Genomic DNA, 25,304 nt, shown 5'->3' with positions numbered 1-25,304 from the left:
TATTTTTTCGGAAAAGTTTAAATTATCCCGGTGCGCATTTTGGCCAATGCTCAGAGTTACGATTGCAGTACTGCTCGCAATGATCATGGTCATGCCAATTGCCACTGCATGGGAGATCTCGGAAGTGAGGTACAACGCGACAGAGGGCGTGATGAAGGTCTGTCTCGAACTCAACCCAATCGAAAGGCTGATCTCGTTCTTCGTGGGCGGAGAGTACACGAGAAACCTGGTTGAAGACATTATCACCGGGAACTACACGTTTGAGTACGTCGGATATGACTGCTCGTACATAACGCTGAACGGGAGCGTCCAGTTCAGCAGGCCTGTCAGCATTGTGGTGGAAAACGGAAATGAAACATGGATTTTCCAGAATGTGACTGTCTTCCAGCCGCTGAACCTCGGTGCTGAAAAGGTTGATTAAAGTCTGATTTCCCTGATTATGTACTCCGGAGGAACTTCTTTTACCAGGACTATGTGCTCGTTCACCTTTATCAGGCGTATACCGTCATCCCTCGCTCTCTTAGCGTCGACCTCGAGGATTATGGGCTCGTCAGTCCTGAGCCTCGCCACCTCCTCACTTTTCTCGAGCGTTGTTGAGAGGTGGACGAACGTCTGGTTCACGGGTTTGATTCCCAGTTCGAGCAACCTCACCGATTCCTCCTCACTCGTTCCGTAGTAAAGCAGATCCTCCTCAGCTTCGGGCATGTCGTTCAGCTCAACAGGAACGCTGTGACCGTATCTCGCCCTGATCCTGTCGCCCTTCAGCTCGTACCTGCCCTTCCTGTCGCTGTAAATCAGGGCCTTCACAACCCACCTGTTGGCCCACCTGTACCTTCTGCCCACCACCCTGAGGAGTTTTTCGAAGTCGACCCACCCGTTTTCATCCATTTCAAGCCCGAACTTGTCAGGAAAGTGCCTGAGAACTCCTGATATGAACTTGCCAAGCCTCTCAACCTTTTCCTTTGGTATTACGACCTCCCCGGAATAGCTGCAGACCTCGCAGGTCTCGCCCCTGTAAAATCCGTGTTCAGGGCATATTCTGACGTCTTCCATACCTTACCACCCACACCAGAGACATTATCGCACCCATCGCGCTGCACGTCTCCAGACTGACACCTTTAAACGTGATGTCAAGGTTGTGTCTCGCTTTCTTTATTAAATCTTTTGGGAGCCCCTTTCTGCCGAGGCCGATCAAAAAGCACGCAGACTTCAGTCTCGATAGATCTTCAATGCTGAGCGCGTTTTTCTCAGGCTTTGACGTCGTGGCGATGACCTCACCAAAATGCGATGGTATGCGGTCTATCAGGTGGAGCCTGTTTTCCTCCTCCAGCTTCTTCAGATACATCCCACCCTCCCCTATGGTCGTGTACTCCGCAACAGCATCGACCATCTCCCTTCGACTATTCCAGAAGCTGAAGTCCAGCAGAGCAAGGTGGAAGTCGTAAGCGTAGCAGAGCGGCGCAGCTCTGGCAATTGTTCGCAGATGAATTTCGTGAAGCTTCAGCTTGTCGTACGTGTTCACCAGACAGGCGACCATCATTCTCTCAGACCCTCCAGAAACCTGACCATGTTCCTGTAGTGGCTGCCCAGCCAGTAGAGCTTCCTGCAGTTCTCACAGTACCACAGCTCGTATCTGTCCATGAGGTCCTCGGAAATGCCCTCCCTCCTCATCACTTCCATCGCCTCATCTTTGCTCGGCCTTCTAAGCAGAGAGTTGCAAACGCTGCACCTCTCCATCCTTATTTCGGTCGATATTCCAAGCTTTCTGACGTCAGCTATCTGCTCTATCACGCTGTCGCTTCTGACGAAAAATACCTTTCGCCCCCTCTTCAGGCAGCGGTCGTAAAGTTCCTTGTCCCTGGTGAGGAGGAGTCTGTCCGTGAAGTTCTCCAGCAGGAACGTGTCCTCGTCCTCCACTTCAAAGTCACCTATGTAAAGGGTGTCGTATCCAAAAATTCTCAACCAGGTTGCAAGCTTGCCGAGCATCCTGTCAGCGATGAACTTCAAACTTCATCCACCACCTCGGATCGCTGCTCCTGAGCTCCTCCAGCAGCTTCCTCCCAGCCTCAGTTTTAAGCTCTATGCCGTCCCCATATACCCTTGCATCCGGGTTCGTCAGGCCGTAAACCCTGCTCTGTATAAACAGCTCGATCCTGTCAGCGTCGTGAACCACGGCCTCGTACCTCTCGAGCATGTCCAGAATTGCCTCTCCACCCTCAATGCTCAGCTGCTCTCTCCTCACTTCACCCTCGTCGGCTTGGACGTAGCTCTTCGCCAGCCTGTGTAGGTCGAGAGTTCTCGACTCGTGCACATCGTGAAAAAGCGCTGCTGCTGCACATCTGCACGCGTCATCAACGCTGCCGAACTCCCTCATGCCGAGGAAAAACGCGATGATTGCGGTAAGAAACGAGTGCTCCGCCACACTCTCAGGAAATTTAATTCCAACCTTGAACCACCCAGACCTCGGAACGTTTTTCAGCGAGCACGCCTCGTAGAGGAAACCGGGAAGATCCATGGAGACTTTACTCCACAACTTTAAATAAAGCTTTGCCGTTGGAGAAGTGGATGAAAATCGATCTGAACGACCGCAGGCTCCAGATATTTCAGGAACTGGTAAAAGGTGGTAGCGGAGAGGAGATCGCCGAAAGGCTCGGGGTATCGAGGGTTGCGGTGTGGAAGTTCGTGAAAAGACTCGAAGAGCTGGGTTACAGGGTAAGCGTCAGCAGACGAGGTGGGTACAGGATAGTTGAAAGCCCCGACCCATCGCCCTTCGACATGGCAATCGCCGCCGGAAAAATCCCGGGAGTCAGGAGGTTCATATACCTGCCAGAAACTGACTCGACGAACAGGGTTGGCAGAGAGGAGGAGAACGCAATAATCTTCGCCGAATCACAGACCTCAGGAAGGGGGAGACTCGGAAGGAGGTGGGAAAGCGGAGCTGGTGGAATTTACACGTCCATTACCCTGAATCTGGGCGTCCCCGTCAGCGACATTCCAAAGGTCACACTGCTGTCAGGGCTTGCCGTGTGCAGAGCCCTCAGGCGATACGGAGCAAGGATAAAGTGGCCCAACGACGTGCTGATCAATGGGAGGAAAGTTTCCGGCATTCTGAGCGAGTTCACGGGAGAGGAGATGGCGGCCAAGGTGATCATAGGCATAGGCATAAACGTGAGAAACAGAATTCCCGAGGAGCTCAAAGGGAAGGCCATTTCCCTCGCAGAGATCGATGATGGCGTTTCCATTACAGAGGTCTTTTCAGACCTGTGCAGCGAAATGGCCACCCTTCTGAGAAAATTTCCTGATGAGTGGAGCGAGATACTGGAGGAGTGGAAGGCCCTAAGCGACACCCTGAACAGAGAGGTCAGGGTGAGCATTTACGGAGAGGAGGTACGTGGAACTGCAGTTGACGTGGACGAGGATGGCGGGCTGATTGTCAGAACCAGGGATGGCCTGAAGAAGGTCATTTCCGGCGAGTGCTTCTACACGAACTACTGAAACACGAAAAAGTATAAATACTCCATCCTTCATGGTGGACTGTGCTTTCGGGCTACCTCGTTAGAGAAATGAGGGATGATGAGGTCGAGGACATCATCCTGACGGAGTACGAGCAGTTCGGGTACAGCGTTTTTGCGGACCTTTCAGTGAGCAACTACAGAAAAAAGGTAATTGTGTGTGACGAGGACGGCGAAATTGTGGGCTTTGCAGTGCTGTACTGGGATGATGAGAGCTTCCACATAGGAAGCCTCATAGTGAAGGACGAGTTCAGGAACAGAGGGATAGGAAGAGTTCTCATAGACAGAGCGAGCAAAGAGGCGTACAAACTCGGCTTCAGCAAGGTCTACGCTGACGTTGCGGTGAGCAGTGACGCTCTCGAGTTCTACGTGAGCAACGGATTCGAGATAGAGGAGACAATAAAACACTACTACGGAATTTCAAAGCACGCATTCAGGCTTTCTCTGACTGTTTAGTTTTTCTGGATTTCAATTCTTTTATTGGTGGAGTTTCAATGGGTTTCTCGCTCAGTATTCCCTCGGGCTTGTAGTAAAGTATCGCGATCATCAGAACTCCGAAGATTATATACTGGAGCCAGTTCACGTCAAAGGGGAGGTTAAAGAGGTCAGTTATCTGATGCTTGTAACCGTCTATCAGCCTCCAGATGACCACGAACGAAAAAACGCCCGTAAGCACTCCCCTGTTGTTTGCCATCCCACCGAGCAGGACCATGAGGAACGGAAAGAATGTCCAGTTGACCCTGGCAAAGAGGTTCACGATTCCAATGACGTTTCCGGCGTAGTAGGAGTAAAGCACACCCACCATGGAGGCTATAGCCGAGCTGAAAGCGAGAGTTTTTATTCTGAGCCACATAACGTCCTTTCCAGAGAACTGAAGGGCCGTGGGATCTTCCCTCATCGCCCTGAGTGCCCTGCCGTACGGCGAGTTAAGTGTCCTCTCAAGGAAGAGGTAGGTGAGAAGGGCGAAGAACAGAATGAGCACCACAAAGGCCCATTCCCTGTACTCTCCCGGAATGAAGCCGAGGACGTTAGGTACTGGTGCGCCGTAATATCCGCCCACAAGCCTTGTGTCGTAATAGGTAACCATGAACATTATCTCGGCAATTGCGAGCAGGGTGATCGCGAGATAGTCGCTCTCGAGCTTGGCGCTCGGAAGGATGTAGAGCGCACCAATTACTGCACCAAGAATGCCCGCGATCAGGAGCGAAAACAGCAGGAGGGCAATTCCATACGCCGGATTGCTCGCTATTATCTGATCAACCGTGCTCTTCATGAAGCCACTCGCCTGAGTTATCGTCCTGCCATCCACAGAATATATTGCTATGAGGATCCTGTTCACGACTGCCCCCGTTGTGAAGGCGCCGACCAGCACGGCGAGTGCCTTTCCGAAGTTGGGGATTCCGCCGTACCCGTACTCTATGTTCAGACTCAGAGCAAGGATCGAGTACAGCCCGAACCAGAGCAGTATGGAGCTTACGAGCGTTTCGAGCGCCATACGTACCTCCTCCAGTTAATGGTAGCAAGGCCCTGAGGGATGACGAGCAGTGTAACAACCAGTATGACCAGCGAGATCGCCTTGCTGTACACGAGAACGGACGTGCCGAAAAACTTGCTGAGCCAGAATGTGACGAGGCTTTCAGAAAGGCCAACCAGGTATCCCCCAACTATCGCCCCGTAGAGCGTGGCGAGGCCGCCAACTATGCTCGCAGCAAAGATCGAGACGATGATTATCTGCCCGGTTGCCTGAACTATCTCCTGCTTGAACGGAAGGAGGGCACCTGCAAGCCCGGCAAATGCACCGGAGAGGAACCAGGAGAAAAGCCTCGTGGTCTCAACGTTCACACCCATAATTTCTGCAAGCGACGGATTCTCCATCGAAGCCCTCATCGCTATTCCGAACTTGGTTCTGTAGAGCAGAAACAGAAGGACGGAGAGCGAAACCGCAATAGCAAGCGTGGACGAGAAAAATATGCCCTGAATCCCGAAGAGTTTGAAGTCGAGGTAGTACGGGAATATGAACTTGGACGCGTAAGTCCCGAGGTACTTGGACATGGTTTCCGAGAATATTCCTATCAGACCGAGGAGGATCAGGTCCCAGGCGAGGGTGGCGATCATCAGGATGAGAATCGATGCATCCCTCTTTATCAAAGGCCTGAGAACGGCAACGTAGGTCACCACGCCTATGAGTCCTCCGAAAATGACGGCAAACGGAATCGAAGCATAGGTGGATGTATTAAAAATTTTGTATATTAAATACGCGAGGTAAGATGAAAACACAGCAAAACTCCCCTGAGCAAAATTGGGGACAGACGTGGTGATGTAAGTGAGCGTAAGCCCGAGAGCGAGAAGTGTCAGGAGATTGGCGTAAGTTACAGCCCCTTCCAGTACGCCCATGAGGGGAGTTACAGTAAACTTTATAAAAAATTAATGGTCATTTTTCATCATGACCTTGAGAAGTTTTGTCATAGCTATAATGGTAGCAGGGCTGCTGCTGATCCCGGCAGTTTCTGCTGAGGAGATAAAAATCGGCGTTCTCGTAGACCTGTCCGGACCGCTGACGACGTACGGCAACGACATCAAGAACACCCTAACCATCGCCGAGGAGGAGATAAACAGCTACTTTGCCAATCAGGGGAAGGACTTCACGGTGAAGTTTTACGTTGAGGACACGAAGGTCGATCCGAATGTGGCGCTTCAGAAGGTTCAGTCCCTCTACGGTCAGGGTATCAACCTCATTATCGGCCCAATGGGAAGTGGTGAGGTTGCAAACATAAAGGACTACGTTACGTCCAACAAGATTATAATCGTCTCGCCATCCTCCACGGCGCTTCCATCCATAATCGGATTCGCAAAGCCGGAAGACAAGAAGTTCATATTCAGGTTTGTCGGGACAGACGATCTGCAGAGCAAGGCGATAGCCAGCATGCTCAGAGATGCGGGCATAAAGGGTGTCGTGATAACCTACATCGGCAACGCGTGGGGCAGGGGGCTTTACGAGGCAATCGAGCCGCAGCTCAAGGAAATGGGCATCGAGGTTGCCAAGGTTGTGGAGTATCCGGAGCAGACCCCGGCAGACTTCTCCCCGTACATAGCCAACCTCGAGGACGGTGTCAAGCAGCTCGCAGACAAGTACGGCTACGACAAGGTCGGAGTTGTGACATTCTCATACGAGGAAGTCTACACGATGATTGCACAGACTCCAAGCGATTCTCCGCTCATGAACGTGATCTGGTTCGGATGCGATGGTAATGCCCTCAGCGGTAAGATAAGCAACGCCCTCGACAAGGTGGAGAGAGTTGGCACATACTCGACGCTCTTCGAGTCAAAGGGTCCAGCTTACGACGAGCTGAAGAAGAAGTACGAGGAGAAGGGGTTCGGTGACGCGCCATACCAGTACGCGATGAACGCCTACGATGCCGCGTGGGTTCTCGCTTTAGCATACGCTGAGGTTGTGGAGGAGAAGGGCAGCTACGATGCAGACGCGATGGCAGAGAAGATTCCCGTGGTGACGGAGAAGTACAGCAACGGTGACTACGGAGTTGAGCCGGTCAGCGGAAAGATCGTGCTGAACGAGTGGAACGACAGAGCAAGCGGTGACTACGCGATATACTACGTGAGCGACAAGGGAGACTGGGAGACCGCAGGCATTTGGAAGTTCGCAACGCAGAGCGTGGAGTGGTACCACAAGCCCGTGCCACCGAAGCCTGTGACGACAGAGACCAAGGAGGAGGCAAAGGAGACTGCAACGCCAGCCAAGGAGGAGACCAAGGAAGAGACAAAGGGAACACCTGGGTTTGAGGTAGTGCTTGCCCTCGCGGGAGTTGCGCTTGCAGTTGGCCTGAGAAGAAGAGCATGATTCTGAAGACCTACAACCTTTCCAAATTTTTTGAGGGGCTTCGAGCGCTTGACGGTGTCAGCATTTCTGTTCCGAGAGAGTCACTGACTCTCATAATCGGTCCGAACGGCAGCGGGAAAAGCACGTTCATAAACACCGTCACCGGATTCTACAAGGCAGATGGAGGCAGGGTGGAGTACGAGGGAAAGGACATAACCAATCTCCCGCCTCACAGGATATTCAGAGAGGGAGTGGTCAGGACGTTCCAGATACCGAGACCATTCAGGAAGCTCACAGTCATCGAGAACATGCTGATGCCCCTCGACAACCCGGGAGAACAGATAAGAAACGCCGTGCTCAAAAACTGGGTAGAGTTCGAAAGAGAAGCCGTTGAGAGAGCCTACAGAACCCTTGAATTCCTCAACATAGATCACCTGGCATTTGAAAGGTCGGAGAACCTGAGTGGCGGTCAGCTTAGGCTCCTCGAAATCGGAAGGGCCCTGATGACGGACGCGAAGCTGATAGTCATGGACGAACCCCTCGCTGGCGTGGCTCCAGCACTCGCTCACGAAATCCTGAGGAAGATCAAGGAGCTCTGTGACGCTGGAAAAACGTTTTTAATCGTAGAGCACAGGCTGGACATAATCCTGGACTATGCCGACAAGGTCTACGTGATGGGTAACGGCAAAGTCATAGCGGAGGGTGGTAAGGAGGTCATTGAGAAACCGGAGGTCGTGGAGGTGTACATGGGTGCTTGAAACGAAGGGGCTGTACGCAGGATACAAGGAGCTTCACATCCTTTTTGACGTTGACTTCAAGGCAGAGAGGAATAAGATCACCGCGGTGGTTGGCCCTAATGGCAGCGGGAAGAGTACGCTGCTGAAGTCAATTTTCGGGTTCACCACGATCTACGACGGCAAGGTCGTTCTCGAAGACAGGGACATAACCAGGCTCCCTCCCCACGAGAAGACGAAGATGGGAATTGCTTACCTCCCACAGACCGACAACGTCTTCACGGAGCTCACTGTAAGGGAGAACTTAGTCATAGCGGGCTACATCCTCGACGAGAGCGAGTATCAGGACAGACTGGAGCTCGCGCTGAGCGTGTTTCCCGAGCTCAGGGACAAGATGGACAGGAAGGCGGGAATGCTCAGCGGAGGTGAAAGGCAGTTTCTGGGAATAGCCACGGCGTTGATAAGGAAGGCCAAGGTCCTCATGCTGGACGAGCCCACCGCCATGCTCTCGCCGAAGTTCGCATCCCAGATATTCGAGAGGATCGTTAACCTGAGGGACGAGCTGAAGCTCACGATAGTTCTGGTGGAGCAGAACGTTATAAAGGCCCTCGAGATCAGCGACAACGCTTTCATGCTCATAAGCGGAAAAGTCGCGTTCAGCGGAACCGCGAGAGAGCTGCTGGAGCACGAGAAGTTCGAAAGGTTCGTGGTCGGGTACACGCTCTGACATTTACTTCAGATTTTTCAACCACATCCTCTTCTTGACAGGGTATGAAAGACGTCAAAAATTATATACTCTCGGACGAGAAATATTCTCTGTAATGCAGGGATTGCTGATAACCAACGTGATAAAAATTCTGGACAGGGCAGGCTACGTCGTGACGGACTTAGCGGAGACCAAGCCGAGGTGCTTCGATATAGTTGCAAGGAGGGAGAATACTGTTCTCTTTCTGAAGGTGCTCTACAACATCGACTCGTTCAAGCCTGAAATGGCAAGAGAGATGAAGATAATAGCGAAGACTCTGAAAGCCAGCCCCCTTGTGGTGGGAGAGAGGTACAAGATGGACTACCTCGACAGGGGTGTTGTCTACACGAGGTACGGAATCCCTGTGATCAACACCGCAACTTTCTACGACATGATCGTGGAGGGAGAGATGCCGCTCATCTATTCCGCCCCGGGCGGGTACTACGTGAGGCTCGACAACGAGAAGATTCGGAAAGCCAGAGAAAGCCTCGGAATATCCGCGGGTGAGCTTGCGAAGATGCTGGGCGTTTCGAGGAGGACAGTGATGCTGTACGAGGAGGGCGTGGACACCAACGTCGAGAACGCGATAAGGCTCGAGGAGATTCTCGGAGAGTGCGTGGTTAAGGAGATAGACATCCTGAACTTCGTCGACGACGAGGAAGTGGAAGAGGCTGATAATGTCAGCTACGGGGAGAAGGAGAGCGAGATCATATCCCACCTCCAGTACATAGGTGTTGATGTCATCCCGATAAAACACGCGCCCTTCGATGTGATCTCCAGGCCAGAGGAGGCTCCGGTTCTGACCGGCATAAAGCAGGTGAGGGAGATAGAGAAGAGGGTAGACCTCATGGGGAGGATAAGCAGGATAATCTCCACGATGGCCGCATACATAGTCGAGAGGAAGGTGAAGGTTCAGAGCGACAGCGTCGTCATAGTGATGAAGGACGAGCTGAGCTGCGTCTCGAATCCGAAGGACTTCTACAACCTGCTCGAGGAGAAAAAGGATAATCAGTTTGAATAACTCTTTTCATGTGGTTAAGAGAGTAATCCGGTTAGAACAGCATAAACGGCTCCTCCCCTATCGCCATCTTGCAGAGCTCGCTCACCATCACCGGCGTAAGGCCTGCATCCCTCACCTTCTTTCCGAGCGTCAGGTAGCACATCGGGCAGTTGAAGACCACGTGGCTCGCACCGGAATCGACCATATCCCCGATGTTTCTCTCCTGCAGTTTTCTCGCGGTCTCAAAATCCCCCTTGAACTCGAAAGATGCACCGCAGCACAGTGCATTCGTACGGTCGTATTCCCTTTCCACCCTCTCAACTCCGATCAGCTCGAATATCCTGTCCAAGGTTCGATCTGTTTCCGGTGAGAGCCTGTTGCTGCACGGCCTCTGGTACGCGACCCTCACTCCCAGTTCCACAATCTCACTTTCCATTTCCCTTAACCTCGAGTGGAGGTGGTCGAAGAGGTGCACGGCCTTAAACGGCACCTCGATCCCGTAAGCCCTGGCAAAAGAGGTATAGAATCCGTAGCACTCGTCGTGATACATCACCACCTCCTCAATTCCAAGCTTTCGAAAGTTATCGATCGTTCTTGCAGCTCTCTCCTTTATCACCGAGATCAGGCCGTAGTGCAGGTAGATCAGGTTGCAGAAGAGGTGCCTTCCCCTGACAACGTCATAGCCCTCAAACAGCCTCCCCGTTATAGCGCTCCTGAACTGCGGGAAGAGACAGATGTGCACAACCTTCCCACCCACCTCTTTCGGCCTGAACTCGTCCTCAGCACGATAGCGCTCGACCAGCTGAGCGAGAAAACCGTCGTCAGCAACCCTTACGCCAAACCTCTCCTGAAGCTCCACCAGCCTGTAGAAAGGGTGATTGTCCTGCTCGCAGTACTCCTCACAGCCGTAGCAGGTCATGCACTCCTCGAGAACCCTGCTGTACTCACCCCTCGCAATTTTGACTCTCTCCTCCCTTGCCTCGTCAAAACCGTAGCGCAGATACTTGCATTCAGTTAAACAGGAGAAGGTCTGGCAGCTGAAGCAGAGCTGGGGATCGAAGCGAAGCTCATACATGACAGACAGTCTCAAAAACCACTTTGATAACCGTTTCGGAATTCCGGCAGGGCACTCCGGTGAAGGAGTTCGAAAGGCACTTTTCCACCTACCAAAACTCTTATATAGAAGTTCCATTCCACTAATGCCAGAAATCCCCGGGAGGAGGTGATCGGGGAATGGCGGTGCTGCAGGGCCAGCCTGTACTGATTCTGAAGGAGGGTACCCAGAGGACAGTTGGTAGGGACGCCCAGAGGCTCAACATAATGGCCGCCAGAGTAATTGCCGAGGCTGTCAGAACAACCCTCGGGCCGAGAGGAATGGACAAGATGCTGGTTGACAGCCTCGGAGATGTGGTGATAACAAACGACGGCGTTACGATTCTCAAGGAGATGGACATCGAGCACCCGGCAGCGAAGATGGTCGTGGAGGTCGCGAAGACCCAGGAGAACGAGGTTGGAGACGGAACAACAACTGCCGTTGTCATAGCTGGAGAGCTGCTCAGGAAGGCTGAGGAATTGCTGGACAACGAGATCCACCCGACGATAATCGCCAAGGGTTACAGGCTTGCCGCAGAGAAGGCCATGGAGGTACTCGACGAGATCGCCATAAGCGTTGACGTCAACGATGAGGAGACGCTGAGGAAGATCGCCGCGACCGCGATAACCGGAAAGCACGCCGAGTACGCGATAGACCACCTGAGCAAGATAGTTGTTGAGGCAGTCAAGAGGGTCGCGGAGCAGGAGAACGGAACCTGGACCGTTGACATTGACAACATCAAGATCGAGAAGAGGCAGGGAGGTGGGGTCGAGGACACCGAGCTCGTCGATGGCATAGTCATTGACAAGGAGGTCGTTCATCCGGGAATGCCGAAGAAGGTGAAGAACGCGAAAATAGTTGTGCTCAAGGCCGCCCTCGAGGTCAAGGAGACTGAAACAGACGCGGAAATCAGGATAACCGACCCGGAGATGCTCCAGAAGTTCATCGAGCAGGAGGAGAAGATGATCAAGGACATGGTTGACAAGATCGCCGAGACTGGGGCCAACGTTGTCTTCTGCCAGAAGGGCATCGACGACCTGGCCCAGTACTACCTGGCGAAGGCGGGAATTCTGGCGGTGAGGAGAGTCAAGCAGAGCGACATCGAGAAGATAGCAAAGGCAACAGGTGCGAGGATAATCACCGACCTGAGGGATCTGAGCGGCGAGGATCTTGGAGAGGCTGAGCTGGTCGAGGAGAAGAAGATCGGCGACGAGGAGATGGTGTTCATCAGAGGCTGCAAGAACCCGAAGGCCGTTACGATCCTTGTGAGAGGTGGAACGGAGCACATCGTCGATGAGGTCGAGAGGAGCCTCACCGACTCCCTTAAGGTGACTAAGGCTGCCATCGAGAACGGAAAGGTCGTTGCCGGTGGTGGCGCGCCAGAAATCGAGCTCTCCCTGAGGCTCAAGGAGTGGGCACCGAGCCTTGGTGGTAGAGAGCAGCTCGCCGCAGAGGCTTTCGCATCAGCGCTTGAGGTCATACCGAGGGCTCTGGCCGAGAACGCCGGCCTCGATCCAATAGACATACTGGTCGAGATGAGGAAGGCCCACGAGGACGGCAATGTCTACGCGGGCGTTGACGTGTTCAGTGGAAAGGTCGTGGACATGAAGGAGAAGGGTGTCCTCGAGCCGCTGAGAGTCAAGAAGCAGGCCATAAGCTCCGCAACCGAAGTGGCTATAATGATCCTGAGAATCGACGACGTCATCGCTGCCAAGGGCCTCGAGAAGGACAAGGACAAGGGCGGAGACGACTTCGACAGCGACTCCTCAAGCTCCGATGACGAATAACCTCTAAACTCTTTTCTTTAATTCTTCCAGAAGCCTGGCGAGCTTCTTGTCGAAATTTTCGTCCCTGAAGAACGGGTCTCCGAGAACCACGTGGTTGCAGGTTTTCAGAAGCTCAGCTGTTCTCAGCGCAACACCGCTTAAATCTCCCGAAAGCGTAAAGCGATTCAGCAGAAACCCTCTGAACCTTAAAATTTCCCTGAAATCCTGCAGATCGCTCAGGTCCTCGCCCCTCTGCCTCAGCTCGATCAGTCCCATCAGGTCTACGCTTCTCAACCTTTCGTAAACGCTCAGGTACCCCATTTCTCTGAGAAATGCCCTGCTGCTTCCCATCACCAGCACCGCTGCGAGCAGGAGGTCCTGTTCGAACTCCGATGGCAGAATGAGCGCAGGGCCGTAAGCGGCGTTGAAGCTCGACGAGCTAACGCCCGCTGCCCACCTGACGTGTTCTGGAGAGATGTGGTTCAGGAGCATCCCGTCTGCAGCCCTCGAGAGTTCGCCAATGCTCCTCCTCCCTGTTCCGCCTCCGAGGACGGGAAATGGAAGATTTTCTTTCAGCCACCTTATGCACTCGAGAGCTTCCGAAACCTTCCCACCATCTCCTGCAGCCACCCCAACCAAAACCCTGTCCTCGTAGTCCAGAAGTTTCTTCAGGTTCTGAAGGACTTCTCCGCACCTGCCAGCTCTCAAAATCCCGAATCCAACATTCAAATCCGTGCTCTCGAGGATCAGCCTGGCCACGTGAAACGGGCTCTTGAAGAAGTCAGACTCGCCTATCCACACAGTATCGACGTATTTCTCTGCCCTCTTCGCCTTCTCGAGAAGAGTCGCATCGTCGAAGTCCCCGTTGATGTTTACGCTTACCTCACCAATCCTCAATGAGCTTTCGAATGTCATCCTTCCTTATCTCCCGCTCATCCTTCTCGATCCTCATCTTTGGCCTGTAACCGAGCTTATCCCCGTATTCCTTCAGCACGATCTGGGCTGCGAGCTTCGCCATCTGATACGCTCTCTCGGCATCCTGGGTGGAAACCTTCACGTCCTTCTTTTCCTCGAGCCTCCTGTCCGAGAAGTAGCTGCAGAAAAGGCAGTTGTAGGGGTGGATTGGCTGAGGCTCTGCATCTATGTCGAGCCTCGTGTACGTTTCGAGCGCGCAGAACTTGCCATCGCTGTACCTGCACACCTTTGCCTTCTCCACCCCTTTTTTCCTTGCGAAGTTCACGAACTCGATCACTTCCTTGGGGATGTCCCTCTTCCTCTTGAAGAAGTACCACTCGAGAAGCTGATTTATGAACTCCGACGGAGATAGCCCGAGCTCCTCACACTTCCTCAGGAGTGCGCGCTCTATGTCCGCAGGAAGGTCCACGTTCACTCTCATTTCTTCTTCTTGCCCTTCTTACCCTCGGCAGGTTTTTCATCCTGAACCTCTGTACCCCTGCTCTCATCTCCGCCGAACAGCCTCGCCAGCCTGTGGAAGCCCTTGGCGTTTGCGGTCACGGGGTCGTCGGGAACCCTGATCTCACCAATATCCCTGAAGTGTTCCCTGAACTCGTCGTAAACACCAGGAAGCTTTGCTCCACCTCCCGTCAGAATTATGTTCTCGACAAGCGAAACGGACAGCCCCTCGAGGAGCATGTTGACCCTGTTCACTATCCTCTCCACCCACGACCTCATCATCTCGGTGTAGTCGTCCATGACATCCTCCCTCTTTATCGCTATCTTCTTGCCACCCCTCACCCTTCCGACCTCAAAGCTGTCCTCGGACAGGAGCTTCGTCATCTCCTCAGGCGTTATGGTTATGCCGAACCTGTTCCTGATCGCCATTTCCATACCCTCGTAGATTTTGTCCACGCCCACGAGCAGCGTGTCTCCCTTCAGATACTCCATGTCTGCGAGCACAACAGCGTCGGTCGTTCCAAAACCTATGTCTATACACACTCCCGTGCTGACGCCCATGTATGCCATCGAACCAACTGGCTGGGGCAGCAGTATTACGTCACACCCGAGCGCCTGCTTCAGCTCGCTCACCAGCTCGGCCCTCTCCTTCTTGGAACTCTTTACCGGCAATCCCGTTGCTATCAGCTTCTCTCCCTCTGCGTTCAGCAGTTTCAGCGCGTGTCTGGCGAGCTCGATGTACGAGTTGTGCATCAGCCTGCCCTCATGCAGTGGCCTGAGCACCTCAACATTTTCCATGTTCTGGGCCATGTAGGCAGCCTCGTCACCAACGTAAACCTCCCTCTCCTCCGATCCCTTGAGACTCCACTCCTTCTCCTCTCCGTAAACCACCAGGCTCGGGAAAATCGTGACGCTCTCACCATCAGCAGTGGCCTTCGTGTAATTCGTGCCGATGTCAAGACCGATGTATCTCATGAGGTTAGAGATGAACACGAAAATTAAAAAAGTTTGCATTAAAAGAGAGGAGCGAAGAGGTTACCTCGCCCCCTAGATAAATGCCTTCACGTCCTCCGGAACGCTTTTCTCTGCCGATTTGTTCAGCACACCATCGTCAAGGAAGTCAATCGTATCATAGATGATCTGCCTCATATACTTCGGGTTGTGGACGAATGCACCGGGTTCGCGAGCAAGCAGGTTGAGGTTGTACGCGGCTCCAAGAACGTCCCTGCTCGGCCAGTCCTTGAACGCGTTTGCAAACGTGTGCTCCTCAGCATTGGGCGTGCCGTAGAAGTACGGATACCTCTCCTCGTCGTAGTAGATGCCCTTCTCCGCCAGAAGCTTTTCAATTGTCTTTAACGCAGATTCGTACTGAGATTTTCTCTCGTTTATCGTTGATATCAGGGCATTCTTGTCATCTCCGTGGCACTTCTTGCAGAGCGTGTCGTACGCCTTGATGTCCACTACAGCCCCATTTTCGACCACAACAGCCTCAAATGTGTGGTCTGCATTGTTCATGTGGCATGCGGTGCAGAGACCATCCATACTTGCGTGCGGGTTGGATGCAACATAGTCCCTTCCCTCAAACTCGTAAGGCAGGGTTCTGAAGATTATGCCTCCCACAACGCCGTACCCGAAAATCTTAGGGTTAACTATTAATAATTAAAAACGTAAAAAAGAGTTTCGGGTGAATTGCCATGAGAAGAGTGTTGCTGGCACTCTTGGTTTCTGCCCTATTGATTACCATAGCAAGCGCAAATGAGTGCATCGACTGCCACAGACAGGTGACTCCCGGCATAGTTGACCAGTGGCTTTCAGGGAATATGAGCAAGTACTTCGGCTGTGAGGCCTGTCATGGAAGTGATCATAAAAGCTCTGACGACTGGCAGAATGCGAAAATGCCAACTCCTGACACCTGCAAAGCCTGTCACCCCAAGCAATACAACCAGTATGCAAGCGGGAAGCACTACTATGCATGGATAGCCATGAACGCCATGCCCGCACTCCAGCACGTACCGAATCCTCAAAGGGATCTTGAGGGATTTAAAGGATGCAGCGGATGCCACAAAATAGGACACATCGAGGAGAAGGAGGGGTACAGGTACGGTGCTGCTGCATGTGATTCCTGCCACACCCGCCACAAGTTCAGCAAAGAGGAGGCAAGAAAGCCTGAGGCCTGTTTACCGTGCCACATGGGCTTTGACCATCCACAGTACGAGATGTGGTCCACCAGCAAGCACGGAGTCATATACAGGATTGAAGGAGACACGGGCAGGGCACCAAAATGTCAGACCTGCCACATGGCCAACGGAAATCACAGCGTCATGACCGCATGGGGATTCCTGGCCCTGAGGGTTCCTGAAGATGATGAGGAGTGGTGGAAGGACAGAGTAACGATCCTGCAGGCCCTCGGAGTGCTGGATGAGGACGGAAATCCGACGGAGAGGTTTGAAATTGTCAAGGCGGGCAAGGTTGCGAGACTGAGCAAGGAAGAATGGCAGGCAGAGAGGGAAAGAATGATCGCAGTATGCAGCCAGTGCCATTCTGAAAACTTCGCCAGAGAACAGCTTGAAGCTGGTGACAAAATGATAAGGGAAGCAGACAGAGTGTTTGCAGAAGCTATAAGGACTGTTAAGGAGCTTTATGATCTCGGAATACTTGAAAAGCCAGATGACTGGAAATACGCTCCCGACCTGCTGCAGTTCTATGAGGTCAAAACACCGATAGAGGAGGAACTCTACCTGATGTTCATGGAGTACAGAATGAGGACATTTCAGGGAGCGTTCCACATGAACCCGGACTACAGCTTCTGGTATGGGTGGGCACCACTCAAAGAGTCACTGATCAAAATAAAGTACGAGGCCGAGAAACTTAAGGCTGAAAAGCTCGGAGAGAGCGAGGTGGTTACAACTACAACACCAGCTCCGGAAAAAACAGAAGCTCAAGAAACTAAATCAACTCCAGGATTTGAAGGCATCGTTACAGCCTTAGCAATAGTTTCGGCAATGATATTTGCAGGAAGGCGTGCAAAATAACTCCTCTAATTTTTTATCCTGAAGGCTTTACTGCCGAAGCACAAAACCCGAACTTTTAAATTTTATTCTGCAAAATCAGAGACCATGTTCGACAGAAAGACGAGGATGATGCTCATAATGGGCGTGCTGAACGACTGTTTTGGAGACATAAGGACGACGGTAACCAACCTCTCGGACTTCGTGGGCTCGCACCCAGACTTTGAGGAAGTAGACGAGCTGGGGCTTAGAGAGATACTGAACGCAGCGATGGAGCTCGAGAGAAAGATACTCGAGGCGATGGATAAGGCCAAAAAAGAGATATACGGCTGATCACAGAAGATTTGCTATCTCTTCCGCCATCTCCATTGTCCTGAGACTTCCTCCCAGGTCTGGAGTTGTTTTGCCTTCTGCAATGACCTTTTCCACTGCCCTCTCCACTTCATCTGCCTCGCTGACGTGGCCGAAGTGTCTGAGCATCATGCACGCAGTCAGGATCATTGCCGTCGGGTTGGCAATACCCTTTCCGGCTATGTCGAAAGCTGCCCCGTGCACGGGCTCGAAAATTGCGTAGCTCTCCCCCACGTTTGCCGATGGTGCAAGCCCGAGCCCGCCAACAACTCCCGCTGCAAGGTCTGAAACGATGTCGCCGAACATGTTTGTCGTCACGATCACATCAAACATCTGGGGTTTCATGGCCATGTACATGCAGGCTGCATCTATGTAGTAGTCGTTCGCCTCTACGCCCACATACTCTCCGGCAACCTCGTAGAACACCTGCCTGAAGAGTCCGCACGTCTTCTTCATCACGTTCGCCTTGTGCAGGGCCGTAACCCTTTTCCTGCCCTCCCTTTTTGCAAGCTCGAAAGCGTATCTAACAATCCTCTCGCTCGCCTTCCTCGTTATCACCCTCACAGCCTCGGTTATGCCATCAGCGACCTCAAACTCCAGGCCTTTGTAGAGACATTCGGTGTTCTCTCTCACAATGACCATGTTAACGTTCTCGTGCAAAGCCGGAACGCCATTAAACGTTCTTGCAGGCCTTATGTTGGCGAAGGTGTTGAGCTCCTGCCTCAGCCTGACTATGACGTCCGCTGCGGTCTCTCCAGCCGCTCCAAAAAGCACAGCATCGCACTTCCTGACCTCCTCGAGCGTTTCGTCCGGCAGGGGTTTGCCGTACTTCTCCTCGGCCCCATCTCCAGCTTCGAGCCAGACGTACTCGAACGGCAAGTCGAGTCTTTCGAGGATTAGCATCGCCGCGTCCATCACCTCTCTGCCAATCCCATCTCCAGGAATCACAGCGATTCTCTTCATCTCGACTCACCGTAGAGTTTCCTGGCGTAGCTCACAAGCCCGCCGCTCTCGAGAATCTCCTTCAGGAAGTCGGGCAGAGGTGTGAAAGCGTATTCCTCTCCCTTCGTCCTGTTGATTACCACGTTCCTCCCGTAGTCGATCTCGAGCTCGTCACCATCATCAATTCTGTCCGCATCCCTGCACTCAATCGCCTTGAGGCCGATGTTTATGGCGTTCCTGAAGAATATCCTCGCGTAGCTTTTAGCAATAACAGCTTCAATCCTGCAGGCCTTCAGGGCTATTGGAGCGTGCTCCCTGCTCGACCCGCATCCAAAGTTCTCTCCCGCAACGACAAAATCGCCTTCCCTGACATTCTCTGCAAACTCCGGTCTGACGTTCTCGAAAACGTGCTTCGCAAGCTCCTCAGGATCGTTTATTACCAAGTACTTCCCCTGAATGATGACATCAGTGTCAATGTCGTCTCCAAACTTCCATGCTCTGCCCATGCTGTACTGTGGCAGTGACGAAGTTATAAAGTTTCCCGATGGTTCGGAAAAACCTTTTTATCTTCCCGACCTTTAAAAATCAGCATGAAAATTAATGAGGTTTTTGACAATGTGTACTGCGTGGACGTCATGGTGGCTGGAGAGGAGAAGATCATCTCTTCATACATTCTGGACTTCGAGAGGAAGGCTGTTATCGAGCCGGGCCCCCAGAGCTCGATCGGAAACGTGGTCGAGGCCCTCGAGGAGATAGGAATGAGGAGGCTCGACTACGTGTTCGTCACCCACGTTCACCTCGACCACGGTGGGGGAGCTGGAGGGCTCGCGAACAGGTACGGGGCCAAGGTCGTGTGCCACGAAAGGGGGAAAAGGCACATCATAAACCCTGACAGGCTGTGGAAAGCATCTCTCGACTTCAGTCCCAGGTCCAGAATCTACGGAAAGCCGGAAAGTGTAGATTACGGGCAGGTTGTATCTGCGAGAGATGGTGAGGTGTTCAGCCTCGGCGACGTGGAGGTGAAGGTGATCGAGACTCCAGGACATGCTCCCCACCACCTGAGCTTCTTCCTGCGGGACTTCAGGATGCTGTTCCCCGGGGACTCTGCGGGAATGTGCGCTGACGGCGTGGTGATACCCACCACGCCACCTCCCTTCGATCTCGAGCTGTGGAAGGAGTCCGTGATCAGGATGATCTCCTTAAACCCGCAGTACGTGGCCTACACACACTTCGGAATGCATGACGCGGACGAGCTGCTCGAAAGCGTTCTTGAGACTCTCGAGAGGTGGGTGAGCATTGCAGAAAGGGCCGAGAGATTCGAGGATTTTGTGAGCGCGGTGGAGGAGAGAGACGGGCAGTTCAGGAAGTTCATGGAGCTGTACAGCCAGTCCGGGATAATGAGGGAGTGGGCCGTGCACGGCTTCAAAGGAATCTACGAGGCGGTGAAAAATAAATAGCGCTGCAGTAATGGTTGTGCATGAGGGTCAGGTTCATAACATCAAACAGGGGGAAGTTCGAGGAGCTGAGAGAGATCGGGAAGAGCTTTGGCGTTGAGGTTGAGTGGGTTGAGATGGAGTACTTGGAGCCGCAGGGAAGCGACCTCGAGTTCGTCGCGAGGAAGAGCGCTGAGATGCTCGTAAATGAGGTCGAGCCACCGTTCTTCGTGGAGGACAGCGGCCTGTTCATAGACGCTCTCAACGGATTTCCGGGGGTTTACTCGTCCTTCGTGTTCAAAACCATAGGGAACGATGGAGTGCTGAAGCTCATGGAGGGGGTCGAGGACAGGGGTGCCAGGTTCGTGTGCGTCATCGCTTTCAGCGATGGTGAGCGCGTAAAGACGTTCGCGGGAGAGGTGAAGGGGAGGATAGCGATGGAAAAGAGGGGAGAGTGGGGCTTCGGCTACGACCCAATCTTCGAGGTTGACGGCAGGACGTTTGCCGAGATGGGGGAGGAGAAAAACGAGATGAGTCACCGCAGGAGGGCTGCAGAAAAGTTTTTCAGCTGGCTGGCAAAAAATTTTTAACCGAGCCTTAGTCGTTGAGGGCAGGGGTTGATAAAAATGGCCAGGATTCACGCAAGAAGAAGAGGTAAGTCAGGATCAAAGAGAGTTTACAGGGATGTTCCTCCAGAATGGGTGGACATGAAGCCAGAAGAGGTGGAGGAGCTCGTCCTGAAACTCTACGACGAGGGATACGAGCCGAGCATGATCGGGATGGTGCTCAGGGACACCTACGGAATACCCTCGGTCAAGCAGGTCACCGGAAAGAAGATCGTCGAGATCCTGAAGGAGAACGGGGCGGAGATCAAGCTTCCGGAGGACATAAAGTCGCTCATAAGGAAGGCAATAAACCTCAGAAAGCACCTCGAGGTGCACAGGAAGGACCTGCACAACAGGAGGGGGTTGCAGCTGATAGAGGCGAAGATACACAGGCTCGCGAGCTACTACAAGGAGAAGGGAGTTCTGCCCAAGGACTGGAAGTACGACCCGGTCAAGCTCGAGATCGAGCTGTTCAGGTAATGTCGAGGCTAAGAGGCCATCACCTGATCTGCCTAAATTTTTTTAGAGGCGAGGGCTACAGCCCGGAATTCGTCGAAAACCTCAAAGCTGTCCTCTCAGACGGGGAAATTCAGGTCGTTTTTGGTGCTGACGACGTCTGCGTGATGTGTCCCTACCTCAGGGACGGGCTGTGCTCGTACTCCGACAGCTCGGAAGAAGAGGTGACCGAGCTGGACCAGATGGCCTACAGGCTTCTCGGCATTTACCCAGGGCAGAGAACCACGTGGCAGGAAGTCAGGGACAGACTGTCTGACGTGATGGGAGTCTGGAAGAAGTTTGCGTGCAGCAGCTGTGACTGGAAAGCGGTGTGCGAGAAGCATGAGGACTGGCAGGAGTATCTGTGACGAGATCGTCGCGTACGGGCACGAGAACATAACCGCAAGGCACAGGACGACGCTCGAGGTCACCAAGGACAGAGAGGTCACGCCGAGAGGAGACTGCATAATTGGAGTGAGGGCAAGCAAGTCGGTGAGAGACCTGAGTGACGAGCTCAGGAGAGCCATAATGTCTGCGGAGAGGCTGAACATTTCGCTCGAACTACCGGACTACGGGATGAGTGTTTCCTTCAGTGCTGAAGGCAGTGAGAGGCTAACCCTCACTCACGAGAGAGATGTCGTTGTCAGAAAAAGCGATTTCGCGTGCAGCAGAACCCTTGCCGTAAGATCCTCCCTCGCCGCGAGGGATCTGGACAGGGAGTTCGTCGATCTGCTGAGGGACAGAAAAACGCTCCTGATGATGAAAATATGGGTCTGAAAAAATTTATATTTTTGCCGTGAGAAAAAGATTTGATGGATTCAGGAAACGAGGTTTTCAGAAGGGTTTACCTGAGCCTCGCCGTTTCATTCATCTTCGGGCTTGTACTGTACTTCATGCTCACGGGTCTGTACAGCATAGTCACAACGATGAAAACGTTTCTCAGCATATCCCACACCCTGCTCGTCTTCGCGGTTACCTTCGTCACAGCCTCCGTGATAATAGAGCACAGGAGCGTGTCAGAGAGCGGGAAGCCGTACTACTTAGTGGGAGGGTTCGTGGTCGCGATTGTTGTAACATTCCTCTTTGTGTGCACGACCAACGGGGTGATGATGGCCATAAGGTACGGCATACCCCCAGCAGAAGAGTTCGTGCTCTACCTCTCGATACTCTCGGCCCTTGCATTTACAATGTTGAAGATAGTAGAGAGCTCCACGAGGAGGTACTGAGGTTGCCCAACAAAAAAGCCCGCAGCTAAAATAAAAATTAAATCAAACCTGCCCTCTGCAGGAGGAGGATGTCCTCTGTCTCGAGCTTCTCTCCCTTCTTGAACATTTCGTAGATCTCCTTCGCCCTTCTCATGAGCTCCTCTCTCTCCCTCTGCTCCCTGCTCTTGCTCTGCTTGGCCTTCAGCGCCTTTATGACCTTTTCGAGGTCCTTGATGTCCTTCCTCGCCTTTATTATCTCCGCGTGATACCTGTCCGCCTCCTTCCTCGTTTCGACGAACTTCTGGTGCATCTCGTCCGCCTGCTTCCTTACCTCATCCACCTGCTTCAGTATCTCGACTATCTCCGCATGCACCCTGTCCGCCTCGTCCTGGTACTTCTTCAGCTCTTCCGTTAGCGCCCTGACCTCCTCCTTGAGCTGCTTGATCTCCGCTATCAGCCTCTTGAACTCCTCGTGTTTCTCGAGCTGCTGCTTCCTCTCCTCAAGCTCCTTTTTGAGCTTGGCTATCCTCTCAACAAGGGCCCTCTCCTTCTCTATGGTGAGCACTGCGGTCTGCTGCTTGAACTCGAGCCTCCTGATCTCCTTCTCTATCTCCCCGAGCGGCCTTCCGCCCCTGTCAATGTTCCTCCTGAGCTTGTCGAGCTCCTTGTAGAGTGCGTCCACCTTCTTGTGGAGCTCCTTCCTCTGGTTTCTGATCTCCCGCGCCTTGGCGTTGTACTCGTCCCTCGTCTTTTTGAGCTCTCTAACTTTCGCAAGGAGTTCCTTGGCCTTAGTATTCAGCTCGTTCCTCTTTTCAGCAAACTTCCTCGACTCCTCGTTGAGTTCATCCCTCTTCTTGATAAAATCCCTGAGATCCCTTTCGAGCTGCTCCTTCCGCTCCACCAACTTTTCCAGCATCATGGTCTCACAACAGCAAGCTTTGTGGTTGCTTAAACGCAGAAAGCTGACGGGAATTTAAACTTTATGCTGTCCAGTTCTGAAATTGGAATATAAAGGTTTCGGGATTTTGCCGCTCCAGTTGACTGCGGCCGCGAGCCGGGTGAATCGCAATGTTAAAAAGTGAAAAATTCGTTCTGCGTGAGATCAGCAGAGGTCCGGGAATTCGTATGCGGGGTGCTCTTCAAACGTGAACTTGATGGTGCTGAACTCCCTCTTGAGCTCCCTCACCCTCTCTCTCGCCGCTTTCACATCCATTGCGCCTGAGGTAACTCCGTAGATTATCTCCGCTATTTCCTCCATCTCCTGCTCCTTCATCCCGAGTCTCGTGAGCTCCTGAACGCCCATCCTTATTCCCGATGGGTTTGACGTGTCCTTCAGAGCGTCCCACGGGAGAAGGTTCTTGTTGAGAATTATTCCAGCGTTCTCCAGCATTTCGGCAACCTTAGCACCTCCGCCGAACCTCCTCACATCCACCGCGACCTGGTGGGAGAGCGTGAATCCCCTGTGCCCGCCCACAACATCCATTCCGAGATCGCTGAGCTTTTCGGCAAGCCTCTTAGCGTTCTTCACCGTCTGCTCCGCATATTCCCTGCCAAAGAGCTTCATCTCCATCGCAGAGACGACGTACCCTGCAAGGGTGTTCAGGTGGTGGTTGCTGATGACGCCCGGAAACACGGCCCTGTCTATTTTCTCAGCTATGTCCCGGGTCGACAGGATCACGGCCCTCTGAGGACCAAAGAACGTCTTGTGTGTTGAGCCTGTCATCACGTCCGCCCCCTCCTTCAGCGGCTGCTGGAACTTCTTGCCAGCAATCAAGCCGAGAACATGGCTCGCATCGTACATGACCTTAGCCCCGATCTCGCCCGCGATTTCGCTGATCTCCCTCACGGGCTGCGGGAACAGGATCAGGCTCGAGCCGAGTATGAAGAGCTTCGGCTTCTCCCTCATCGCGAGTTTTCTCGTCTCATCTACGTCAATCTCAAACGCCTCGTTGTCGAACGGGTAGTAGCTGACCCTCAGACCCCTTATCCCTGCAGATGAGACGGTGTCGTGGCTGATGTGGCCACCACACGGGACTGAGAGAGCCATCACCCTGTCTCCAGGATTCGTGAGAGCAAAAAACGCAGCAGTGTTTGCCACAACACCGCTTATCGGCTGAACATTCGCATGCTCAGCCTCAAAAAGCTCCTTTGTGAGAGAAATGGCGAGGCTCTCAATCTCGTCTATGAACGCGCATCCCTGATAGTACCTCTCGCCAACCCTGCCCTCGGCATACCTGTGGCCGAGGTCGGAAACGTAACACCTCCTCACAAACCTGCTCGTCAGATTTTCGCTCGCAATCATGGGGAGGGAGTCAGCGTAAAACCTGTGATGCCTGTCAATTATCCCGTACACTTCCCGGTAATCCATGGATTTCAGGTGTTCAGATTACTTTTTAAATTTTTGCGCTGCGCGGTATCTGCCCTGAAGGCATGAGATCAGCCGGAGCTTCTTGAGAGCCACACAACGACCAGCAGGACGAAGACGAGTCCCGAAAAAGCGGTCCCGAGCACAACCTTTCCGGAAACGAGCCCTAAGTTGTAGATCAGGGTGGCTGTGAACACCGCAGCCAGCAGCACCTGCACTGCCAGGAAAACCAAATACGGTCTCTCCACCGGAAGCCTGAGTATCAGAGGCTCCTTCGCCGAGAATGCTGTCAGAGCGATCACCGAAAGCATCACTGTTGAGGGGATCACCAGAATCCCGGCAACCTTGCCCGCAAACCCGTCTGGAGCTCCATCCATGGTAAAGTGAACTGCGACGATGTCAGGAAGGGAGTTCCAGGAAAGGGCTGCGATGAGCAGATATACGAGCAGTGGGACGGTCTGAAGCAGGACGGGCTTCCCCACACTTCCGGCAGAGAAGGGCTTCATTTCTCCTGGAGGGGATGACATGTCTTCCATCTCGTACGTCTCCTTGGCTATCCGGTAGCTGACGTACACAAGGGGAACGAGAGATAGAAGATAGATGGCGATGAAGGCGAGGATCGGGGGGTTGAGCAGAAGGACGGCAAGCAGCATGGCCACTCCAACGAGCACGCTGTAAGCGCCGGCAAACGTGTTGGCCTTCTTCCACGCCTCTCTCGAGAGGTAAGTGTATCCCATTCTCACCCCAACGTACGGGTTTGGCCTGTCCCTCACAAGCAGCGTGACGATTCCCATAAAGACCA

At 53.1% G+C, this 25,304-nt stretch carries 32 protein-coding genes; 16 read left to right on the top strand and 16 right to left on the bottom strand.

The window, feature by feature from the left end:
- The first annotated feature begins 46 nt into the window (after positions 1 to 46).
- Positions 47 to 421: a hypothetical protein gene (locus ACXJJC_RS04820; RefSeq protein ID WP_456369743.1), complete on the top strand. Its 375-nt coding sequence runs from the start codon at positions 47 to 49 to the stop codon at positions 419 to 421.
- Here the strand turns inward: ACXJJC_RS04820 and ACXJJC_RS04815 are convergent.
- From ACXJJC_RS04815 to ACXJJC_RS04800, 4 genes are read right to left on the bottom strand one after another with little or no spacing between them, the layout of a single operon-like run.
- Entirely contained in the window at positions 418 to 1,053 is a 636-nt protein-coding gene (locus ACXJJC_RS04815; protein WP_456369741.1) for an RNA 2'-phosphotransferase, read from the bottom strand. The two genes, ACXJJC_RS04820 and ACXJJC_RS04815, sit on opposite strands and share 4 nt — an antisense overlap.
- Positions 1,028 to 1,540 carry a DUF531 family protein gene (locus ACXJJC_RS04810; RefSeq protein ID WP_456369739.1) on the bottom strand — a complete coding sequence of 171 codons (513 nt, stop codon included), beginning with the start codon at positions 1,538 to 1,540 and terminating at the stop codon, positions 1,028 to 1,030. The genes ACXJJC_RS04815 and ACXJJC_RS04810 overlap by 26 nt, the downstream gene beginning before the upstream one ends.
- Positions 1,537 to 2,007, bottom strand: a complete 471-nt coding sequence (locus ACXJJC_RS04805; protein ID WP_456369737.1) for a Mut7-C RNAse domain-containing protein — start codon at positions 2,005 to 2,007, stop codon at positions 1,537 to 1,539. The genes ACXJJC_RS04810 and ACXJJC_RS04805 overlap by 4 nt, the downstream gene beginning before the upstream one ends.
- Positions 1,991 to 2,515 carry an HD domain-containing protein gene (locus tag ACXJJC_RS04800; RefSeq protein ID WP_456369735.1) on the bottom strand — a complete coding sequence of 175 codons (525 nt, stop codon included), beginning with the start codon at positions 2,513 to 2,515 and terminating at the stop codon, positions 1,991 to 1,993. The genes ACXJJC_RS04805 and ACXJJC_RS04800 overlap by 17 nt, the downstream gene beginning before the upstream one ends.
- Positions 2,516 to 2,565: 50 nt before the next feature.
- Between ACXJJC_RS04800 and ACXJJC_RS04795 the strand changes: the two genes are divergently transcribed.
- Together ACXJJC_RS04795 and ACXJJC_RS04790 are read left to right on the top strand one after the other, a co-directional pair.
- A complete protein-coding gene (locus ACXJJC_RS04795; RefSeq protein WP_456369733.1) occupies positions 2,566 to 3,495 on the top strand; it encodes a biotin--[acetyl-CoA-carboxylase] ligase in 930 nt (309 codons plus the stop codon).
- A gap of 41 nt (positions 3,496 to 3,536) precedes the next feature.
- On the top strand, positions 3,537 to 3,968 hold the full coding sequence (locus ACXJJC_RS04790; RefSeq protein ID WP_456369731.1) for a GNAT family N-acetyltransferase: 432 nt from the start codon (positions 3,537 to 3,539) through the stop codon (positions 3,966 to 3,968).
- Here the strand turns inward: ACXJJC_RS04790 and ACXJJC_RS04785 are convergent.
- Positions 3,946 to 5,007: a branched-chain amino acid ABC transporter permease gene (locus tag ACXJJC_RS04785; RefSeq protein WP_456369729.1), complete on the bottom strand. Its 1,062-nt coding sequence runs from the start codon at positions 5,005 to 5,007 to the stop codon at positions 3,946 to 3,948. The genes ACXJJC_RS04790 and ACXJJC_RS04785 overlap by 23 nt on opposite strands.
- Positions 4,986 to 5,906: a branched-chain amino acid ABC transporter permease gene (locus ACXJJC_RS04780; protein ID WP_456369728.1), complete on the bottom strand. Its 921-nt coding sequence runs from the start codon at positions 5,904 to 5,906 to the stop codon at positions 4,986 to 4,988. The genes ACXJJC_RS04785 and ACXJJC_RS04780 overlap by 22 nt, the downstream gene beginning before the upstream one ends.
- A gap of 49 nt (positions 5,907 to 5,955) precedes the next feature.
- Between ACXJJC_RS04780 and ACXJJC_RS04775 the strand changes: the two genes are divergently transcribed.
- From ACXJJC_RS04775 to ACXJJC_RS04760, 4 genes are all read left to right on the top strand, one after another.
- A complete protein-coding gene (locus tag ACXJJC_RS04775; protein ID WP_456369727.1) occupies positions 5,956 to 7,368 on the top strand; it encodes an ABC transporter substrate-binding protein in 1,413 nt (470 codons plus the stop codon).
- A complete protein-coding gene (locus ACXJJC_RS04770; protein WP_456369725.1) occupies positions 7,365 to 8,105 on the top strand; it encodes an ABC transporter ATP-binding protein in 741 nt (246 codons plus the stop codon). The genes ACXJJC_RS04775 and ACXJJC_RS04770 overlap by 4 nt, the downstream gene beginning before the upstream one ends.
- Positions 8,098 to 8,808, top strand: a complete 711-nt coding sequence (locus tag ACXJJC_RS04765; protein ID WP_456369724.1) for a branched-chain amino acid ABC transporter ATP-binding protein — start codon at positions 8,098 to 8,100, stop codon at positions 8,806 to 8,808. The genes ACXJJC_RS04770 and ACXJJC_RS04765 overlap by 8 nt, the downstream gene beginning before the upstream one ends.
- 94 nt (positions 8,809 to 8,902) lie before the next feature.
- A complete protein-coding gene (locus ACXJJC_RS04760; RefSeq protein WP_456369723.1) occupies positions 8,903 to 9,847 on the top strand; it encodes a transcriptional regulator in 945 nt (314 codons plus the stop codon).
- A 31-nt stretch (positions 9,848 to 9,878) separates the two neighbouring features.
- On the opposite strand, the gene ACXJJC_RS04755 is transcribed toward ACXJJC_RS04760, so the two are convergent.
- Positions 9,879 to 10,901, bottom strand: a complete 1,023-nt coding sequence (locus ACXJJC_RS04755) for a heterodisulfide reductase-related iron-sulfur binding cluster (protein ID WP_456369721.1) — start codon at positions 10,899 to 10,901, stop codon at positions 9,879 to 9,881.
- A 158-nt stretch (positions 10,902 to 11,059) separates the two neighbouring features.
- Here ACXJJC_RS04755 and thsB point away from each other — a divergent pair, with 158 nt between their 5' ends.
- The gene (thsB, locus tag ACXJJC_RS04750; RefSeq protein WP_456369720.1) at positions 11,060 to 12,706 is read left to right on the top strand and encodes a thermosome subunit beta; all 1,647 of its coding nucleotides are present in this window, start codon (positions 11,060 to 11,062) and stop codon (positions 12,704 to 12,706) included.
- A 3-nt stretch (positions 12,707 to 12,709) separates the two neighbouring features.
- Here thsB and ACXJJC_RS04745 read toward each other — a convergent pair whose 3' ends face one another.
- From ACXJJC_RS04745 to ACXJJC_RS04730, 4 genes are all read right to left on the bottom strand, one after another.
- Positions 12,710 to 13,600 (bottom strand): hypothetical protein, encoded by an 891-nt coding sequence (locus ACXJJC_RS04745; RefSeq protein WP_456369718.1) that lies wholly within the window; start codon positions 13,598 to 13,600, stop codon positions 12,710 to 12,712.
- Positions 13,569 to 14,081 carry a hypothetical protein gene (locus ACXJJC_RS04740; protein WP_456369716.1) on the bottom strand — a complete coding sequence of 171 codons (513 nt, stop codon included), beginning with the start codon at positions 14,079 to 14,081 and terminating at the stop codon, positions 13,569 to 13,571. The genes ACXJJC_RS04745 and ACXJJC_RS04740 overlap by 32 nt, the downstream gene beginning before the upstream one ends.
- Positions 14,078 to 15,073: a rod shape-determining protein gene (locus tag ACXJJC_RS04735; protein ID WP_456369714.1), complete on the bottom strand. Its 996-nt coding sequence runs from the start codon at positions 15,071 to 15,073 to the stop codon at positions 14,078 to 14,080. Before ACXJJC_RS04735 ends, ACXJJC_RS04740 begins: the two co-directional genes overlap by 4 nt.
- Positions 15,074 to 15,145: 72 nt before the next feature.
- The gene (locus ACXJJC_RS04730; RefSeq protein ID WP_456369712.1) at positions 15,146 to 15,718 is read right to left on the bottom strand and encodes an ammonia-forming cytochrome c nitrite reductase subunit c552; all 573 of its coding nucleotides are present in this window, start codon (positions 15,716 to 15,718) and stop codon (positions 15,146 to 15,148) included.
- A gap of 74 nt (positions 15,719 to 15,792) precedes the next feature.
- Between ACXJJC_RS04730 and ACXJJC_RS04725 the strand changes: the two genes are divergently transcribed.
- Together ACXJJC_RS04725 and ACXJJC_RS04720 are read left to right on the top strand one after the other, a co-directional pair.
- The gene (locus tag ACXJJC_RS04725) at positions 15,793 to 17,130 is read left to right on the top strand and encodes a multiheme c-type cytochrome (protein ID WP_456369710.1); all 1,338 of its coding nucleotides are present in this window, start codon (positions 15,793 to 15,795) and stop codon (positions 17,128 to 17,130) included.
- A gap of 84 nt (positions 17,131 to 17,214) precedes the next feature.
- On the top strand, positions 17,215 to 17,439 hold the full coding sequence (locus ACXJJC_RS04720) for a hypothetical protein (protein WP_456369708.1): 225 nt from the start codon (positions 17,215 to 17,217) through the stop codon (positions 17,437 to 17,439).
- Here the strand turns inward: ACXJJC_RS04720 and ACXJJC_RS04715 are convergent, their stop codons facing one another.
- Positions 17,440 to 18,420, bottom strand: a complete 981-nt coding sequence (locus ACXJJC_RS04715; RefSeq protein ID WP_456369706.1) for an isocitrate/isopropylmalate family dehydrogenase — start codon at positions 18,418 to 18,420, stop codon at positions 17,440 to 17,442.
- Complete coding sequence (locus ACXJJC_RS04710; protein WP_456369704.1) at positions 18,417 to 18,905, bottom strand: 3-isopropylmalate dehydratase small subunit; 489 nt, start codon at positions 18,903 to 18,905, stop codon at positions 18,417 to 18,419. The genes ACXJJC_RS04715 and ACXJJC_RS04710 overlap by 4 nt, the downstream gene beginning before the upstream one ends.
- Before the next feature lie 84 nt (positions 18,906 to 18,989).
- On the opposite strand from ACXJJC_RS04710, the gene ACXJJC_RS04705 reads away from it, so the two are divergent.
- Genes ACXJJC_RS04705 through ACXJJC_RS04680 form a run of 6 tightly spaced genes read left to right on the top strand, consistent with a single transcriptional unit; the run spans position 18,990 to position 22,158 of the window.
- Positions 18,990 to 19,856: an MBL fold metallo-hydrolase gene (locus ACXJJC_RS04705; RefSeq protein ID WP_456369702.1), complete on the top strand. Its 867-nt coding sequence runs from the start codon at positions 18,990 to 18,992 to the stop codon at positions 19,854 to 19,856.
- 20 nt (positions 19,857 to 19,876) lie between these two features.
- On the top strand, positions 19,877 to 20,422 hold the full coding sequence (locus ACXJJC_RS04700; protein WP_456369700.1) for an XTP/dITP diphosphatase: 546 nt from the start codon (positions 19,877 to 19,879) through the stop codon (positions 20,420 to 20,422).
- Between the two features lie 36 nt (positions 20,423 to 20,458).
- Entirely contained in the window at positions 20,459 to 20,917 is a 459-nt protein-coding gene (locus tag ACXJJC_RS04695; protein WP_456369699.1) for a 30S ribosomal protein S15, read from the top strand.
- Positions 20,917 to 21,300: a DUF1284 domain-containing protein gene (locus ACXJJC_RS04690; RefSeq protein WP_456369697.1), complete on the top strand. Its 384-nt coding sequence runs from the start codon at positions 20,917 to 20,919 to the stop codon at positions 21,298 to 21,300. Before ACXJJC_RS04695 ends, ACXJJC_RS04690 begins: the two co-directional genes overlap by 1 nt.
- Positions 21,275 to 21,709: a DUF371 domain-containing protein gene (locus ACXJJC_RS04685; protein WP_456369695.1), complete on the top strand. Its 435-nt coding sequence runs from the start codon at positions 21,275 to 21,277 to the stop codon at positions 21,707 to 21,709. Before ACXJJC_RS04690 ends, ACXJJC_RS04685 begins: the two co-directional genes overlap by 26 nt.
- Positions 21,710 to 21,744: 35 nt before the next feature.
- Complete coding sequence (locus ACXJJC_RS04680) at positions 21,745 to 22,158, top strand: hypothetical protein (protein ID WP_456369693.1); 414 nt, start codon at positions 21,745 to 21,747, stop codon at positions 22,156 to 22,158.
- Between the two features lie 37 nt (positions 22,159 to 22,195).
- On the opposite strand, the gene ACXJJC_RS04675 is transcribed toward ACXJJC_RS04680, so the two are convergent.
- The 3 genes from ACXJJC_RS04675 to ACXJJC_RS04665 all read right to left on the bottom strand — a co-directional run.
- The gene (locus tag ACXJJC_RS04675; RefSeq protein WP_456369691.1) at positions 22,196 to 23,056 is read right to left on the bottom strand and encodes a coiled-coil protein; all 861 of its coding nucleotides are present in this window, start codon (positions 23,054 to 23,056) and stop codon (positions 22,196 to 22,198) included.
- Between the two features lie 183 nt (positions 23,057 to 23,239).
- Positions 23,240 to 24,505 (bottom strand): serine hydroxymethyltransferase, encoded by a 1,266-nt coding sequence (glyA, locus tag ACXJJC_RS04670; protein ID WP_456369690.1) that lies wholly within the window; start codon positions 24,503 to 24,505, stop codon positions 23,240 to 23,242.
- Positions 24,506 to 24,573: 68 nt separating this feature from the next.
- On the bottom strand, positions 24,574 to 25,304 hold a 731-nt coding region (locus tag ACXJJC_RS04665; protein ID WP_456369689.1), incomplete at its 5' end, for an SdpI family protein.

The sequence above is a fragment of the Geoglobus sp. genome (assembly GCF_054018175.1).
This window is presented reverse-complemented; position numbering and strand designations above follow the sequence as displayed.

Bases quoted from the DNA above. Each gene is read 5' to 3' on its own strand.
- ACXJJC_RS04820 (WP_456369743.1), top strand. From the start codon at position 47: ATGCTCAGAGTTACGATTGCAGTACTGCTCGCAATGATCATGGTCATG.
- ACXJJC_RS04815 (WP_456369741.1), bottom strand. From the start codon at position 1,053: ATGGAAGACGTCAGAATATGCCCTGAACACGGATTTTACAGGGGCGAG.
- ACXJJC_RS04810 (WP_456369739.1), bottom strand. From the start codon at position 1,540: ATGATGGTCGCCTGTCTGGTGAACACGTACGACAAGCTGAAGCTTCAC.
- ACXJJC_RS04800 (WP_456369735.1), bottom strand. From the start codon at position 2,515: ATGGATCTTCCCGGTTTCCTCTACGAGGCGTGCTCGCTGAAAAACGTT.
- ACXJJC_RS04795 (WP_456369733.1), top strand. From the start codon at position 2,566: ATGAAAATCGATCTGAACGACCGCAGGCTCCAGATATTTCAGGAACTG.
- ACXJJC_RS04785 (WP_456369729.1), bottom strand. From the start codon at position 5,007: ATGGCGCTCGAAACGCTCGTAAGCTCCATACTGCTCTGGTTCGGGCTG.
- ACXJJC_RS04780 (WP_456369728.1), bottom strand. From the start codon at position 5,906: ATGGGCGTACTGGAAGGGGCTGTAACTTACGCCAATCTCCTGACACTT.
- ACXJJC_RS04775 (WP_456369727.1), top strand. From the start codon at position 5,956: ATGACCTTGAGAAGTTTTGTCATAGCTATAATGGTAGCAGGGCTGCTG.
- ACXJJC_RS04770 (WP_456369725.1), top strand. From the start codon at position 7,365: ATGATTCTGAAGACCTACAACCTTTCCAAATTTTTTGAGGGGCTTCGA.
- ACXJJC_RS04760 (WP_456369723.1), top strand. From the start codon at position 8,903: ATGCAGGGATTGCTGATAACCAACGTGATAAAAATTCTGGACAGGGCA.
- ACXJJC_RS04755 (WP_456369721.1), bottom strand. From the start codon at position 10,901: ATGTATGAGCTTCGCTTCGATCCCCAGCTCTGCTTCAGCTGCCAGACC.
- thsB (WP_456369720.1), top strand. From the start codon at position 11,060: ATGGCGGTGCTGCAGGGCCAGCCTGTACTGATTCTGAAGGAGGGTACC.
- ACXJJC_RS04745 (WP_456369718.1), bottom strand. From the start codon at position 13,600: ATGACATTCGAAAGCTCATTGAGGATTGGTGAGGTAAGCGTAAACATC.
- ACXJJC_RS04740 (WP_456369716.1), bottom strand. From the start codon at position 14,081: ATGAGAGTGAACGTGGACCTTCCTGCGGACATAGAGCGCGCACTCCTG.
- ACXJJC_RS04735 (WP_456369714.1), bottom strand. From the start codon at position 15,073: ATGAGATACATCGGTCTTGACATCGGCACGAATTACACGAAGGCCACT.
- ACXJJC_RS04725 (WP_456369710.1), top strand. From the start codon at position 15,793: ATGAGAAGAGTGTTGCTGGCACTCTTGGTTTCTGCCCTATTGATTACC.
- ACXJJC_RS04720 (WP_456369708.1), top strand. From the start codon at position 17,215: ATGTTCGACAGAAAGACGAGGATGATGCTCATAATGGGCGTGCTGAAC.
- ACXJJC_RS04715 (WP_456369706.1), bottom strand. From the start codon at position 18,420: ATGAAGAGAATCGCTGTGATTCCTGGAGATGGGATTGGCAGAGAGGTG.
- ACXJJC_RS04710 (WP_456369704.1), bottom strand. From the start codon at position 18,905: ATGGGCAGAGCATGGAAGTTTGGAGACGACATTGACACTGATGTCATC.
- ACXJJC_RS04705 (WP_456369702.1), top strand. From the start codon at position 18,990: ATGAAAATTAATGAGGTTTTTGACAATGTGTACTGCGTGGACGTCATG.
- ACXJJC_RS04700 (WP_456369700.1), top strand. From the start codon at position 19,877: ATGAGGGTCAGGTTCATAACATCAAACAGGGGGAAGTTCGAGGAGCTG.
- ACXJJC_RS04695 (WP_456369699.1), top strand. From the start codon at position 20,459: ATGGCCAGGATTCACGCAAGAAGAAGAGGTAAGTCAGGATCAAAGAGA.
- ACXJJC_RS04690 (WP_456369697.1), top strand. From the start codon at position 20,917: ATGTCGAGGCTAAGAGGCCATCACCTGATCTGCCTAAATTTTTTTAGA.
- ACXJJC_RS04685 (WP_456369695.1), top strand. From the start codon at position 21,275: ATGAGGACTGGCAGGAGTATCTGTGACGAGATCGTCGCGTACGGGCAC.
- ACXJJC_RS04680 (WP_456369693.1), top strand. From the start codon at position 21,745: ATGGATTCAGGAAACGAGGTTTTCAGAAGGGTTTACCTGAGCCTCGCC.
- ACXJJC_RS04675 (WP_456369691.1), bottom strand. From the start codon at position 23,056: ATGATGCTGGAAAAGTTGGTGGAGCGGAAGGAGCAGCTCGAAAGGGAT.
- glyA (WP_456369690.1), bottom strand. From the start codon at position 24,505: ATGGATTACCGGGAAGTGTACGGGATAATTGACAGGCATCACAGGTTT.